The organism is Methanobrevibacter cuticularis (assembly GCF_001639285.1).
Classification (GTDB): domain Archaea; phylum Methanobacteriota; class Methanobacteria; order Methanobacteriales; family Methanobacteriaceae; genus Methanobaculum; species Methanobaculum cuticulare.
Window position 1 is genome coordinate 1 of sequence record NZ_LWMW01000121.1, and the last position, 15956, is coordinate 15956.

At 26.8% G+C, this 15956-nt stretch carries 9 protein-coding genes; 6 read left to right on the plus strand and 3 right to left on the minus strand.

Going from position 1 to position 15956, the window contains the following annotated elements; all coding sequences use genetic code 11:
- The first annotated feature begins 326 nt into the window (after window positions 1-326).
- Both uppS and MBCUT_RS07790 read left to right on the plus strand, forming a co-directional pair.
- Window positions 327-1085: a polyprenyl diphosphate synthase gene (gene uppS, locus MBCUT_RS07785; RefSeq protein WP_067260129.1), complete on the plus strand. Its 759-nt coding sequence runs from the start codon at window positions 327-329 to the stop codon at window positions 1083-1085.
- A 178-nt stretch (window positions 1086-1263) separates the two neighbouring features.
- Entirely contained in the window at window positions 1264-2025 is a 762-nt protein-coding gene (locus MBCUT_RS07790; protein WP_067260122.1) for a TatD family hydrolase, read from the plus strand.
- Between the two features lie 249 nt (window positions 2026-2274).
- Here MBCUT_RS07790 and MBCUT_RS07795 read toward each other — a convergent pair whose 3' ends face one another.
- Window positions 2275-2664, minus strand: coding sequence for a carboxymuconolactone decarboxylase family protein (locus MBCUT_RS07795; RefSeq protein WP_067260123.1), 390 nt, complete (start codon window positions 2662-2664; stop codon window positions 2275-2277).
- Window positions 2665-3415: 751 nt separating this feature from the next.
- On the opposite strand from MBCUT_RS07795, the gene MBCUT_RS07800 reads away from it, so the two are divergent.
- Window positions 3416-4135, plus strand: coding sequence for a DUF4012 domain-containing protein (locus tag MBCUT_RS07800; RefSeq protein WP_067260124.1), 720 nt, complete (start codon window positions 3416-3418; stop codon window positions 4133-4135).
- 851 nt (window positions 4136-4986) lie between these two features.
- On the opposite strand, the gene MBCUT_RS07805 is transcribed toward MBCUT_RS07800, so the two are convergent.
- Window positions 4987-9189 (minus strand): beta strand repeat-containing protein, encoded by a 4203-nt coding sequence (locus MBCUT_RS07805; protein ID WP_157082541.1) that lies wholly within the window; start codon window positions 9187-9189, stop codon window positions 4987-4989.
- A 161-nt stretch (window positions 9190-9350) separates the two neighbouring features.
- Window positions 9351-9599, minus strand: a complete 249-nt coding sequence (locus MBCUT_RS10960) for a hypothetical protein (RefSeq protein WP_157082542.1) — start codon at window positions 9597-9599, stop codon at window positions 9351-9353.
- A 481-nt stretch (window positions 9600-10080) separates the two neighbouring features.
- Between MBCUT_RS10960 and priL the strand changes: the two genes are divergently transcribed.
- The 3 genes from priL (at window position 10081) to MBCUT_RS07820 (ending at window position 15130) form a co-directional block, all read left to right on the plus strand.
- On the plus strand, window positions 10081-11430 hold the full coding sequence (gene priL, locus MBCUT_RS07810) for a DNA primase large subunit PriL (RefSeq protein ID WP_067260126.1): 1350 nt from the start codon (window positions 10081-10083) through the stop codon (window positions 11428-11430).
- A gap of 351 nt (window positions 11431-11781) precedes the next feature.
- The gene (gene priS / locus MBCUT_RS07815) at window positions 11782-12750 is read left to right on the plus strand and encodes a DNA primase catalytic subunit PriS (RefSeq protein ID WP_067260127.1); all 969 of its coding nucleotides are present in this window, start codon (window positions 11782-11784) and stop codon (window positions 12748-12750) included.
- A 745-nt stretch (window positions 12751-13495) separates the two neighbouring features.
- The gene (locus MBCUT_RS07820) at window positions 13496-15130 is read left to right on the plus strand and encodes a hypothetical protein (RefSeq protein WP_067260128.1); all 1635 of its coding nucleotides are present in this window, start codon (window positions 13496-13498) and stop codon (window positions 15128-15130) included.
- Window positions 15131-15956: the final 826 nt, after the last annotated feature.

Below are 15956 nucleotides of genomic sequence, written 5' to 3' on the forward strand. Positions count from 1 at the left end.
ATTATTACTAATATAATCAAAATTAATAAAAAAATTATTATAAATAAATCAAAATTAATAATTAATAAGATAATTATTACTAATATAATCAAAATTAATAAAAAAAATAAAAAATTAATAAAAAAATTATTATAAATAAATCAAAATTAATAAAAAAATGAAAAATTAATAAAAAAATTATTATAAATAAATCAAAATTAATAATTAATAAGATAATTATTACTAATATAATCAAAATTAATAAAAAAATGAAAAATTAATAATGATATATAAAAATATTCATTTTAACAATTCACAAACAAATACAGGAGAAAAGTATTGTGATAATGAAACCTATTTATCAGCTTTATGAATGGTATATCTCACGAGGATTGAATACTCAAAATATGCCAAAACATATAGCTATTATCATGGATGGGAATAGAAGATATTCTAAAATCCAAGGAAACATAAGCATTTCAAAAGGTCATGAAATTGGAGTAGACACATTAGAAAAAGTTTTAGATTGGAGTATTGATCTAGGAATTGAAATCATAACTGCATATGCCTTTTCAACTGAGAATTTCAAACGAAACAAAGATGAAGTTGATGATCTAATGAGATTATTTGTGAAAAACTTTAAAAGAATTGTTAGTCATGAAAAAATTCATAAAAATGAAGTTAAAGTTAAAGTGGTTGGTAAACTAGATTTATTACCTGAAGATGTTAGAGAAGCTATTGAAGAAGCAGAAGAATCAACTGCAATATACAATAAAAAGCTTTTTAATTTAGCTATTGGATATGATGGTCGTTTAGAAATAATTGATGCTATTAAAAAGATTGTTAAAAAGGTTGAATCTGGTGAAATCCACAGGGATGATATTGATGAAGACTTAGTTGGTGAAAATCTTTATACTGCAGGACTAGAAGATCCCAATTTAATTATCAGAACTAGTGGAGAAGAACGACTCAGTGGATTCCTTTTATGGCAATCTTCATATTCAGAACTCTATTTCTGCGACAGTCTTTGGCCAGAACTAAGAAAAGTTGACTTCTTAAGAGCAATCAGATCTTATCAAGAAAGAGAAAGAAGATTTGGAGTTTAACTAAGTATTAATATATTAATCCATATTATATTAATAAAAATTTGGTTTGTCCAGCTTCTAAAATTTTTTATCTATAGTTCATTATAATTAATTGATGATGCAATCATTTTTATTACATCAATTATAAACTTAACACAATACTTATAAACTTAAGATAAGATTTAGGAGATTATTTTAAATGATTGATACCCATTGCCATATTAATTTTGATGCATTTGATGATGATAGAGAACAAATATTAAAAAAATCAAAGGAAAAATTAACTGCTATCATAAATTCAGGCACAAGTATTGAAACAAACCAACAAGTTTTAAAACTTGCTAATGAGAATTCTAATTTTTTATATCCTACTTTTGGTTTCCATCCTATAGAATCTGGTAAAACAGATGAACAAAGTTTAAATAAAGTTATTAATCTTATCACAGAGCATTTAAATGAAATAGTTGCTATTGGTGAAGTAGGAATGGACTATTTTTATATTAAAGATAAAAAAGAAAGAGAAAAACAGGGTGAAATTTTTAAAAAATTTGCAAGTTTGGCCAATGAAAATGAAATCCCTCTCGTTATTCATGCTAGAGATTGTGAAAAAAAGGCATATAATATAGTAAAGGAATTTAAAGACATTCCCCATACGATATTCCATTGTTATAGCGGTAGTCTTAAAACTGCCAAAAAATTAATAGATAATGGTTACTACATTTCATTTTCAACAATGATCTGTTACTCCCACAATCATCAAGAGTTAGTCAAAGAAATACCATTAGAAAATATCTTAACTGAAACAGACAGTCCTTATTTAGCTCCAGAACGAGGAAATAGAAATGAACCTATAAATGTAGCTAAAGTTATTGAAAAAATAGCTGAACTCAAAGAAGAAAACATTTCTTCCATTGATAAAATTACTGAAAACACTGCTAAAAGTGTTTTTGGAATCAAATAGCTTATTTTAGAAATTATTATCCTAAAATTAAATAAACTAATTTAGAAATTATTATCCTAAAATTAAATAAACTAATTTAGAAATTATTATCCTAATAATTAAATAAACTAATTTAGAAATTATTATCCTAAAATTAAATAAACTAATTTAGAAATTATTATCCTAAAATTAAATAAATTAATTTAGAAATTATTATCCTAATAATTAAATAAATTACCTTAGAAATTATTATCCTAATAATTAAGTAAATTATTTTTTTAATGGTAGTAAATTTTTACTTTTAAAAACTTCTTTTGCTCCTTTAACTCCATTAATAGCTGCTGGAAAACCTGCATAAGCAGAAATTTGGATTATAACTTCGATTATTTCTTCAGGAGTATTGCCTACATTAAGTGCAGCATTAATATGATCTTTAAGCTGTGTTTCAGCGTTACCCATTGCAGTTAAAGCACCTACAGTGATTAATTCTCTTGTTTTTAAATCCAATCCGTCTCTTGTGTATATTTCTGAGTATGGAAATTCAACTACAAATCTTCCAAGATCAGGAGCTATATCTTCCAATTCTTTAAAAACTTCTTCAATTGTGTCTTTATTTGTTATTTTAAGTATTTCCATTCCTTTTTCATATCTATTTGACATTTAATCACCAAATCATTGATAGTTTTTTATTATTTATTCTTATTATAAAAATTTTGGAGTTATTAATTGACTGTTTTTATTAACTATTCTTATTAACTATTCTTATTAAGTGTTTTAATTTTTATATTTTATTAATATAATACTTTATTTTTTACTTTTTATACATTAACTATTTTTCAAATTTATGACTAATATATAGTATTTCTGGAAAAGTTCTTAAATTTTGAAAATGAATTAAACTACCAATATCATTTATTTTTAATTATAATAACTTAAAATTAATTATTATTAAAAATACATTATTTAAACATGTTGATTAATTTAATAAATTGATTAAAATTATTAATTTAAGATTATAATATTTTTTAGATGATTTATTTAATAAGAATTTTATCAAATTGACTATAATATACTATTATGATAATTTTAAAAAGGTTATAAAATCTATAGTATAATTTCAGAAAAAGTTTACAAAAATTTAAACCCTCAATTGATAGAAAAGATTATATTAAATGAAAATATACAATAGTATTGGTAGATAAGGATTTGAAAATTTTTATTAAAGATCTTTTATCTATTGTTATAACTACTTTTTAGATAGGTTATTTTTAAAATAATAGAAATATAAACTCAGTTTCATTCTATTAAAATATAAACTCAGTTTTATTCTATTAATAAAAAGTAAAAAAAAAGTAAAAAAAAAGTAAAAAAATAAAAAATTTTAAAATTACTATTTTTAGGTAGGGATAGAATGGAAAGACAAAAAAAGCTAGTAATAGCTATTATAGTTGTAGCAGCGATTGGAATAGGGGCTGTTATATGGGGAACATTTTTAGCCGGCCCTGATTTATCTGCAGGAGATAAATCTATTTTAGTATTGGCTGTTGATGAAAGTGAACCAAGACCAGGTATGGGTGCTGTAGATATGGCATTCATGGTTGAATTGAAAGATGGAAGTATCGCTAACTATACTCCGATATATCCTTCTGGTTTGAGACATCCGACACAGGCCGAACCTGCTGAGGCTCAAGCTCAGGGGGCTGGGGCAAAAATGTTACTACACGATTCTCTTTGGGATACCAACACCGAACAAGGGATGAGTTATGCTAAAGAAATTGTAGAGCACAATGAAGGAGTAAAAGTAGATGCAGTAGTAGCTGTTAATACTGAAGCACTTGATGCAATTATATCATCTGCTGGAGAAATCGAAGTTAATGGCGAAGCGGTTGACCTTAAAGCTATTGACCTTGTAAGAGAAAATGACGAATTACATGGTGGAACCATGTCAAGAGGAGATGCAGTGATGGCATTAGCTTCAGCTCTATCAGAAGCAGCTAATAATGGAGCTAATCGTGATGCAATGATTCAAGCTGCTTTAGATCAGTATTCTAAAGGTAACATAGTCATGGTACCTGGAGGATCTTTCATGGGGCTTATGGCATCTAAAGGTATCGAATCAATTACTGGTTAAAGGCTAGTAATAACTAAATAAAGTTATATTTTAACAAACAAAGTGTTAGGTTCTTTAACCTAACTTTTTACTCTTTTTAATAATTCTTTTTAAAGCCATATTCTTAATATTTTATTATATTCTTTAATATCCTATTATATTATATTTTTTAATAATAATTAGCCTATTATTTAATACTATGAGAACTATTTTTATATTACTATGAGTCATGGTAAAAAGTCAAATTTTAAAAACTTTAAATATTGAAATTTGTTTTTAAATATTTCATTTAGTAATACCTTTTTCTTCTACTTTAAATCATGTTTACAATACTACTAACAATAAAATTAGGTTACAGTTCCCCTACTATAAATAATATAATGGGAAAACTAAAGAAAAAAGATCTTTTGTCCAAAATGTTCATGATACATTTTAAAATATAATAAAATGCAATGTTTATTTGAAAATTACAACTTTTTTAAAAATGATTAAATTAATCAAATATTTTTTAAATAATTTTTATTTAACTTAATAAAGATATTCAACAATTTAAATACTTTTTAAAGCTTTTTAAGTGACAAATTAAAATTATAAAATTTCATATTGTGTATAAAATATAAATCTCACCACGTAATTTTTTATTTTTCTATCATGAACAAAATAAACCAAGACAAAAAAAGTAATAACTATGAATCACCCCTTAAACAAAAAGGGAAAAAACATATTAATGTAGGAAAAATAAGTAAAAAAAATAAAATGATCTTAATAAATAAAAAAAATAAAGTAAGAGAGAATATAGAAAAAAATTAATTTATCCTCTCATTTTAAATTTTTTTGGGTTTTTTTAGCTTTTATATTAGCTAAAGGTTTTTTTATGTGATTCTTTTGTAGAATTTTATTTTGATTTTGGCTATTTTTGTATGTGCGAGGTTTTTTAGACTGGTTTTTAGGATTTTTTTGGTTTTGTTGTAGTTTGTTTTTATGTTGCTTGTTTTGCTGATTTTGTTTAGAGTGAAACCTTTTAAAGATTTTTGGAATAGTTTAGAGCCTGTTAAAATACCGTAATTTTTAATATAATAGGTTTTATAATAGACTCGGTATCTTTTTCCATGATATTTTACAGTTTTAGCATTTACTTTGATGAAGTAGATTTTTATACTTGTTTTTGTGATTGATATAGTGTTGGATTTTGCACTGGAAGAGCCATAGATGATGTTTTCAGTTTTTAGTCCGTTGTATGCTGCGTTTGCGTAGTATTTTCCTGCTTTAGTTGCTGTATATGTGTACTGTGCAATCCCTTGACCATTTGTCTTAAGAGTTACAGTTTTACCTGCGATAGTTAAATTGAGATTTTGGTTAGCTAGTATGTTTCCTTGGTTGTCTTTGAGTGTGATTTTGTAGGTAATTTTATTACCGTTTCTTGTTGAAGTTATTGTGATTTTAGTTCCAAGATTCTTTGGATTAACAGTATAGCTATTAGCTATTGTTGCATTGTTGTAGTTATTGTTTCCAGGGAAAAGTATGTCTACATTAGCTATTCCTACATTTGTATTAGGTATTGTTAAACTCCATAGACCATCAATGACTGTTACATTGTATTCTACACCATTTATAGTTACTGTGATGTTGTAAGTGCCTTCTAATAAGCTACTATTAGTGGTTAAGTTACCAGATATAGTACTGTTTCCACCATATGTAGCATTTGATGGTAAGTTAACACCAATATTGATGTCAGCTTTAATAACATTTATTGTGATGTTAGTTTCTGATTCAGTGTATTTATCAGTGCTATTGAAGATTATAGTGTAATTATATTCACCTGCATTAAGACCAGATAAAATAACCTGTCCTATACCATTAGTAAAAGTAACATTATACTCAACACCATCAATAATTACTCTGTAAGTTCCATCAGGTAGAGTTTGACCATTAGTGGTTGCATTAATCACAATAGTTGCGTTTTCACCATAAATAGTGTCATTTACATTAGCATTGATGTTTGTTTCTTCTTTGAAGAAAACGTTGTTAATAGCAGAGCTGTTATTGTAGTTAGGATTATCACTTAAAGTGATATTTAAACTATTAAGTCCTAAATTACCATACTGATAACCCACAAAAGTACCTGTACCATTAACAAAAGTAACAGTTTGTGATTGACCATTAATAGTAACATTAAAGGTTTGACCAGCTAAACCACCAACACTAGTAGGAATACTAATAACCAAATCAACACTAGTATTATTCACAATAATAATCTCAGGAACAGTGATATTAGAAACACTACCTGGATAAATAGTACCAGTTAATGTAAAATTCCCAATTACAGTACCATTAGCATTAGTGAAATTAAAAACATCACCAACTACATTTTGCACAGGAACCTGTATAACACCCGGAGCATTCAAACTGAAATAACCATATAAAAGATCATTATAGAAAATACTGTTAAGACTTGGTAAATTACTAGCATTAGTACTATCACTAGTACCATTCAAATACACAGTATAATTAAAACTTAATAGATTACCAACAGTATAATTAGCACCAAGATCACTCATATTAGTAATACCGAGCACATAATAATTATTCACAACAACATTAGTCAAACTTGGGACACCATTAAAACCCCAATAATTATAATCAGCATCAACAACAGCAGAAGAAGCACCATTCTTATAAATAGCACCAGTAGACTGATTTAAAAACACATTATAATTCACAACAACACTAACAGTACCATTAGTACCATTAGTTACATAAATAGCTTTACCATTATTTGCAGTATTATTTACAAAAGTGGAACTAACAATATCAATACTAGCAGTACCATTAGCAGCAGTATTTACACTAAGTCCTCCACCATTACCATTTGCGGTGTTATTCACAAAACTGGAATTAGTAATATCAACACTAACAGTACCATTAACTCCACTAATTACATAAACTCCACCACCATTATTAGTAGCTGCAGTGTTATTTACAAAAGTAGAACTAAGAATATCAACACTAACAATACCATTAGCACCAGTATTTACATTAACTCCTCCACCATAAGATGCAGTATTATTTACAAAAGTGGAATTAGTAATATTAACACTAACAGTACCATTAGCACCACTAGTTACATAAACTCCTCCACCATTATTATTTGCGGTGTTATTTACAAAAGTGGAATTAGTAATATCAACACTAACAGTACCATTAGCACCACTAATTACATAAACTCCACCACCATTATTAGTAGCTGCAGTGTTATTTACAAAAGTGGAATTAGTAATATCAACACTAACAGTACCATTAGCACCACTAGTTACATAAACTCCTCCACCATAAGATGCGGTGTTATTTGCAAAAGTGGAATTAGTAATATCAACACTAACAGTACCATTAGCACCACTAGTTACATAAACTCCTCCACCATTACTATTTGCGGTGTTATTTACAAAAGTGGAATTAGTAATATCAACACTAACAGTACCATTAGCACCAGTATTTACATAAACTCCTCCACCATTACTATTTGCGGTGTTATTTACAAAAGTAGAACTAACAATATCAACACTAACAGTACCATTAACTCCACTAATTACACTAACTCCTCCACCACTAATAGCGGCAGTATTGTTTACAAAAGTAGAATTAGTAATATCGACACTAACAATACCATTTATCCCACTATTTACATAAACTCCCCCACCATTATTAGTAGTTAATGAGTTGTTTACAAAAGTAGAATTAGTAATATCAAGAGTAACAGTACCATCAACCCCACTAATTACATAAACTCCTCCACCATAAGATGCGGTGTTATTTGCAAAAGTGGAATTAGTAATATCAAGAGTAACAGTACCATTAATCCCACTAATTACATAAATTACTCCACCATTATTTGCGGTGTTATTTGTAAAAATGGAATCAGTTACAGTAATATTCGCAGTGCTGTTAGAAAGAGTAGTCATAAAAATTACTCCACCATAACGAATTGCATAATAATTAGGGTTGTTGCTTTCAAATGTTACATTGTAGCCATTGTTAGTGAAATTAGAATTATTTATTTCTAAATTGCTACTAGAGTATATTAGATTATAAATAGTAGTAGTTGCGGTTTTTTTACGAGCACTTCCATCGATAGTCATGGTTGTGTTTTTATTGTAGTTTCTTGTCTCATTAAGGTTATTGATGTTATTTTTAAAGTTGGATTGTGTGATAACTAAATCACCAGTGTTAACAATCATTGTATAAATATAATCAGTATCTTCATCACCAATAACAAGTTCACCATTAGAATTACGAATAGTAACAGTTATATTATCATCATTGTTCCAATTGTATTGGCGGTTTATTGTTGTTTTTATTGTGTTGTTTGTGAATTCTGATCTTGTGATATTAAGCCTACCTTTATTAACAATGAAGCCACAACCCACAACGCTACTGTTATATATAGTATTATTAAAATATAAAGTAGTATTAGTAGTAAAAGGTATATTTTGGGAATATATCTGGTTTACATCCATTGTATTATTAATAAATGTTGAATCAATTATGTTCATTTGTCCATTGTTACCAATAAGGTAACCAGATTCAAAACTATCATCTTCCAACATATCATTACTTGTGTAAGTTGTGTTCTCACGAATATTAAACGATAAACTATTATCTGTAATTACACAATTTTCCATTGTTAAATAACCATCATTATTTATTAAATAGCTATTATTACCAATCACTGCGTTTTTTATTGTTAAGTTTGACAGTGTTAGTCTCACATTTGAATTAATTGTGAATAACTTACTACCACCACTTAAATCAATTACTGTGTTGGCTTTATTAGAACCTGTAATGGTTAAATTCTTATTTATTATTATGTCTTTGTTGTTGTTGCCTGAATACAGACCATCAGACAATATTATCTTATCGTTAGCTAGAGAGCTATTAACAGCACCACTAATACCACCATCAGTCGTATTAGTAATGTTACGATCTGTTGCAAAACTAGTTGATAAACCAACCATTACCAACAAAGCAAAAAGCAACAATAAGACCATCACAAAAGACGTCTTTTTAAACTTATTCATAATATCTTTCACCTCATCATTAAAATATAATATCTCAACATACCATCCAGCTATTAAAAACTAAGAACACTTAACAATCAACTACTAACCACATCTTATTAATTAATAAATAAAAAAAACTTGTTAGTCATCTAAAGAACAGTTAGTATCCTATTAAACTATTAACTCTTAACTACTGGACAAACATACTTATAGCAACTACCCATATATAAAGATATCACTTCTACACACCCTAAAACAAAAACAGAAAGAAATAACGAAGCAGGAACAAAGCCATAGACTACCCCCCCCCCCCCTAAACATACAAAGAACACACAAACAAAAAAACAAAAAATAAACACAAAAAAAACAACCCAATAGAAAAACAACCTACCTAAACCCCACAACCAATTCCCACACACCATTTTCATTTATAATAAACATCACAAAAAACTTTATGAAAAAAAATGAGCTACAATCCTCTAATTTATCCTAGTTTTCACAATATTTTACCCAAAACGCAAAAAATAAAAAAATAAAATCTCACTTAGAATAACAACATCAACACAATCCCCCAAAAAAAAAGATTATGATAAAAACAACACATGACACTTAATAAAAAGTGATAAAAAAAGTACTAACAGACACACACAGAAAATCAAATAATAAAATGAAACAACAAATAGGGAGTTACTCAAAAACATTTGGCTTTTGATTACTACTCTTATCATTAAAAAAATAAAAAGAAATAATATTTTAAAAATGATTTAAGAAAATAATTTAAGAAAATTAGTTAATTTTTTATTTAAGTGTGGCAATATATTATAATATTATAAATATCTGTTATATTGGTATATGAATCACTAATGATATTAACATATTTTTTAAAAGGTGAGTTAAATTATTTTAAAAATGGTCGAATGGTTAAATCCGTTTTCTAGTGAAGGACAGGATACAGTGAGGGAAAAAGGAGATTTAGACAATGTTTTCACAAGAAATAATGATTTAATCAATATAGTTGCTCATAGCGACCATCAAAATCTTTCTGATGATACATTGATACCAGATAGCTATGGAAATTTGGCTCTTAAAAGAATTCAATGGTATATTGAGCGAAAAAATAATAAAGACTTCAAAATTAGTGACTTTGCTTATCTTTTAAATGAAGAAATAGCTGAAGCTGATGTTATTTCATTTCATCTTTTATGTCAAGCAATAGCTATCAAATTTAACTTAAAGTCAAGAGAAAGTAGATTATTTATTGAATCACAAGGAAAACTAATTGAGGATAGATTAATGAAGATGATGCCTCAAAATAGAAAAGAAATCGTTGATAAAGTATTGAGTCAATTAATTCTTGATGATAACTTTAGTTGGTTATATTTAAAAGATTTAATAGCTTCTAAAAAATTGTCTTTAGAAGATTTAGTTATTGATAATGGAGAAATAATAATTAATAGAGAAGATTTTGTTGCTAAATTTGGAGATGAATTTAAAGATAGAGCTCCTGATAGAATGTATGATATCATTATTGGAGAAAATATTAAAGAGTTACTTTTAACAAGTCTTATAATGCAAAATACTGAAGATTATATTGAAAAAATTAAAGAAATGTCTTCTAAAGTTGAAATACATCCAGCTATTTCAGAGTTAGGTGAAAAAATAGCTACAACAATAACAGAAATTTCGAGAAAATATAGTAATTATTATGGTAGAATTGGTGAGGAATCCCTTAAAATTGGTAACTTACAAAGAGAAGCTTTTCCTCCATGTATGGCAAAAACTGTTGAAGGTGTTACATCTGGTGGAAGAAATGATGCTATAGTATTAATGTTAACATCATTTGTTTCTTATGCTAGACTTTTTCCAGGAATATTTATTAGTGGTCAAGAAGTAAAAGTATCAGATATAGATCCCAATTTAACTATAACATTAAATGAGATTTTACCTATTATCTATGAAGCTGCTGATAATTGCAGTCCTCCTTTATTTGAAGATCAACCACAAGAAAGACTAAATATAATTTCAAAACTTGGTTTTGGAATGAACACTTATCCAAAACTCGAAAATGAAGGAGAAACTAAATGGTACACTCCTATGAGTTGTGAAAAGATTAAAATGCATTTGCCTCAACTTTGTAGACCTGATAAGTTGTGTAAAAATGTTGTTAACCCATTATTCTATTATTCAAGAAGAAAATGGGAAATGGAGAGAGAAGGAAAACTTAAAGAAACTCAAACAGATGATACAAGTGACAATTAATTTAATAAATTATTAAATAATAATAAAGAGAAGTAGGAGTATATAATTTATATATAAATTTAATAAAAAAATAGAAGATATCTTTTAATTTAATAAAAAATAGAAAAAATATCTTAATTTAATAAAAAATAGAAAATATTTCTTAATTTAATAAAAAAAATAGAAAAAATATCTTAATTTAATAAAAAATAGAAAATATTTCTTAATTTAATAAAAAAAATAGAAAACATCTTTTAATTTAATAAAAAATATATTTTATAGATTTTCTGGAAAAGTTATTAAATTTTGAAAATAAAGAAAATATAAGAATATCGCAACTTTAATTTAATATAATTTTTACAAGGTGATTTTATTTTTTCTCCAGCTACTTTAGAAGAGCGTAGAAGATATTACAGGGAAGAGTGGTCTGATAATGACTTACCTAAATTTATTATCAAAGAACTCAATAAAAGAGAGTTTGGATTTGACCATCTAGGGCATGGTCCTAATGATAGATATAAAGTATTTAAAGGTAAGGACTCTCTTAGAAGATTTCTTAGATACAAATCTCCTTTTGCTGCTTACATATCAGTAGCTTTTTATAATAATCCTAGAAGAAGAGAGGATTGGCTTAAATCAGAATATATTTTTGATGTTGATGCTAAAGATCTGCCAATAAGATCTTGTAATTGTGAGGGAGTTTGTGAAACATGTCTTAGTGAAGCCCTTGAAGTAGTGAACAATCTACTAGATACATTAGAGGGGAATTTAGGCTTAAATAATATTCACCTCATTTATTCTGGAAGAGGTTATCATATAAGGATTTTGGATACGAATTTAATGGAAGCTGATAGTGACTTACGTTCTGAAATTTTAAAATATGTTGCAGGGGCAGATATACCTAAATCAGAATATTCAAATCCTCTTGAAGGAGGAACTAGGTATAAAATTGAACATTTTTCTATTCCAATAGCTTATCCCAAGATATTCACTTCAAGAATAAAATATAATATGATGCATCTAACAGGAAATGAAGAAATAGAGGGTATAAATCCTAGGCTATTAAAAGACATTATCAAAAACAGACAGTTTCTTGAAAATGATGAATGGGGATTATTTAAAAGTAAAATTGGTCCTAGAAGATATAAAGACCTAATCACTGCAATGGCAAAAGTGAATTTAAGTTCAATTGATGCAAAAGTTTCAATAGATTTAAAAAGAATCCTTAGGTTGCCAACTTCACTTCATTCTAAGGTTAGTATGAAATGTGTAGAAGTAAAAAATCGAGAAACTTTTAACCCATTAAAAAAAGCAATTCCTAAATTTGTAGAAGAAAGATAATTGAATTTACCCAATGATGTTAATATACTGAGGCAAAATAAGCAATTAAGAGTAATACTCAATTTTCATACTTTTTTATTTATTTATATGCCAACAATCTATTTCGTAGTTCTGTTGAATTAAACTATATCATAATCATCAAAAATTGCAACTTACTGTCATGACAATTTAAATATTAATTTATTTATATTTTTCAACAAAATTATTAAAAAGTATTTTATCTTCTTAATTCAATCTTAAGCCTTTTATTTAATCTTACTCTATAAAATCTATATTAATAAAATTATAGAAAAAATTAAATTGTCTTAATATTACTTTTAAACTCTTATAAAAAAACTCATAATCATCAAAAATTGCAACTTACTTTTAAACTCTTATAAAAAAACTCATAATCATCAAAAATTGCAACTTACTTTTAAACTCTTATAAAAAACCTTTATAAAACCATTAAATGAAATTTAAAGAATTTATAGAGAATATTTAATATATTCAAATTAGGTTATCTTTTGCAAAACTTTCATAACTATGGTGTAATAAAAATTTAGGACTTCTTTTTTTGGCATAGCTTTAGATTGATTATTGTTTAAAAGTCTTATGAATGATAATATCTTAAACACTTTTTATTAAATATTAATACTACGAACTGTTAGGACTATATTTAAATATTATGAACAACAAAAATGTGGTTGTCATATAAATATTATGACAATTTATTATAAAAAATATAAACGGAGGTGAAAAGAGAATGAAAAAACAAATAAAAAAAATAATAATTACAACTCTATTATTCACATTATTTTTTATTAGCTTATCATCAATAAATGCAACAGATTCAGAACTATCCCCAGAGGATAGTATTAATGATGCTATAGCTGATGTTAATGTAAATGGCAGCACTACAAATAACAACACTATCACACTTAACAATGGAACATACAATAAAAGCACAGACAGAAACAACAACATCACAATTAACAACATAAATCTCACAATAAAAGGAAATGGAGAAGTAATAATCGACGCACAACATCTTGGAAGAATCTTTAATATTATAGGAAATAGCAACATAACATTCATCAACATAATATTCACAAATGCAAACACAAGTTCTGGAGGAGCAATTTATAACAGTTTAGGAAAATTAAACATAGTAAATTGCACATTCACCAATAATATGGTTAGTACTAATGGTGGCGCTATCTATAATAATGGTGGTGATAATATGAGCATTGTTAATTCGATATTTTATAATAATACTGCTCAATATGGTGGGGCTGTACATTTCAATAATATTAATCGCAGTTTTACGGTTTACAATTCAAATTTCGCAAATAATTCAGCAAACTCTTCTGATGGTGGCGCTTTAGTGGTTATTACTAATAACTGTAATATTTCCAATTCTAATTTCACAAATAATTCAGCAAATGATTGGGGTGGTGCTCTGGAATGTAGGTATGGAAATTTTACTATTAATAATTGTATTTTCATAAATAACGAAGCAAATAACCTTGGTGGGGCCATTCATAATTATAGAGCAGAATCCATCATTTTTATTAATTGTTCTTTTACAAATAATACAGCAAACAATAATGGGGGAGCCATTTTTAACTCTTTAGGATATAATTTAACTGTAATTAATTCTACTTTCAAGGATAACAACGCAACTAGTGGTGGAGCCATATATAACATTGGAAATTTAACTTTAACTAGTTCTGATATTCATAGTAACTTTAATGGAATTTTTACATCTAGTAATGGTAATATTATAATCAATTATAATCGTATTTTTAACAATACTAATTATGATTTAAACAATACAGGTAGTGGTGTTAATGCTGATTTTAATTGGTGGGGAAATAACACTCCTGACATGAGTAAGATTATAGGTGTTGCTCTCAATAATTACTTCATGATGAATGTTACCAATATAACATCCTTAAATTCTAATGGTACAGTTACATTTAACTACACTTTTAAATTAAATACTACTGATTCTTTCGATGCTAGTTTACTACCTTATTTTGTAACTGATGTTTATACTAACCTTACAAGTGGAGTTGTAGCTAGTTTTGATGCTAGATATAATAATACTTTCGATGTTACTGTGAATACCAGTGAAAATGTTTTATACACCTTTGTAACTGATAATGAAGTGCAGACTCTTGAAGGTGAATCTACAATACCGCCAATCCCACCAACTCCTACACCAGTACCACCAACACCCGTGAATCCAGTGAACCCTATAAATCCTAATGAAAACGATGAAACTAATAACAACGCAGTAGCTAAAGCAACTATGGAAAAAACAGGAATACCAATAATATCAATAATCTTAGTCTTATTAACCAACTTAGGCTTAATAGGTTATAGGAAAAAATAAATAATTTAAAATTCTTTTTTTCTATTTTTTCTATTTAATTTACTCTAATTTAGTACCTGTCTTAACATACTTTTTCATAATTTATTATTACTATGTTTTTATTAAGTTTTTTATTGTGTTTTGTATTAATTGAATATTAAGAAAAAGTATAAATTTATATAATAGACTTTATAATAACTAGGATATGTAGGTAAAAAAGGAGAGGAAAATTATTTAATATAGTCTATACCTCTTCTCCCATAAAACTATATTTTATAAACGTTTCCTCTTACCTACTTTTACTTTTTTCTTATAAATAGCTTTCGACTATACGAACAGTTTATTATTTTTAATAACAACTTCAATTATTCCGAACTAAAAATACCAAAAAAAAGAAATTAGTAGCTACAGCCCCTTATCTTACATGAAATAAATCATATGAACCCCCTTTTCTTAACCATTAAAAATATATAGAATACATAAAAAAACGAACTGTGCTACACTACAATTAATACATATTTATCAAATACAAGAATATAAAACTATTGTGATATAATCAAGCACGAAATTTTTGGCAATGATTATATTTTTTATTTAGCTAATGTGTCTTTATTTTCAATATAAAGAATAAAACAAGGTATTTGAAATTTATTAATATTAGCAAAAAATCGGTTTTCGAATATATAGTCCTGAAAGGAAAGTTTATAAGTAATGATTTTCATATATTAATATGATATATGGGGTTGTTACTCATGGTTAATATGGTTCAAAAAAGGGTTAAAAATCATTTATCTAAAAATGAATTAAAAAGCATGATTAAATGTTTTAAAAACAATTGTAGGATGTA

Excerpts from the sequence above, each read along its gene's own strand:
- uppS (WP_067260129.1), top strand. The coding sequence starts at position 327 with ATGAAACCTATTTATCAGCTTTATGAATGGTATATCTCACGAGGATTG.
- MBCUT_RS07790 (WP_067260122.1), top strand. The coding sequence starts at position 1,264 with ATGATTGATACCCATTGCCATATTAATTTTGATGCATTTGATGATGAT.
- MBCUT_RS07795 (WP_067260123.1), bottom strand. The coding sequence starts at position 2,664 with ATGTCAAATAGATATGAAAAAGGAATGGAAATACTTAAAATAACAAAT.
- MBCUT_RS07800 (WP_067260124.1), top strand. The coding sequence starts at position 3,416 with ATGGAAAGACAAAAAAAGCTAGTAATAGCTATTATAGTTGTAGCAGCG.
- MBCUT_RS07805 (WP_157082541.1), bottom strand. The coding sequence starts at position 9,189 with ATGAATAAGTTTAAAAAGACGTCTTTTGTGATGGTCTTATTGTTGCTT.
- MBCUT_RS10960 (WP_157082542.1), bottom strand. The coding sequence starts at position 9,599 with ATGAAAATGGTGTGTGGGAATTGGTTGTGGGGTTTAGGTAGGTTGTTT.
- priL (WP_067260126.1), top strand. The coding sequence starts at position 10,081 with ATGGTCGAATGGTTAAATCCGTTTTCTAGTGAAGGACAGGATACAGTG.
- MBCUT_RS07820 (WP_067260128.1), top strand. The coding sequence starts at position 13,496 with ATGAAAAAACAAATAAAAAAAATAATAATTACAACTCTATTATTCACA.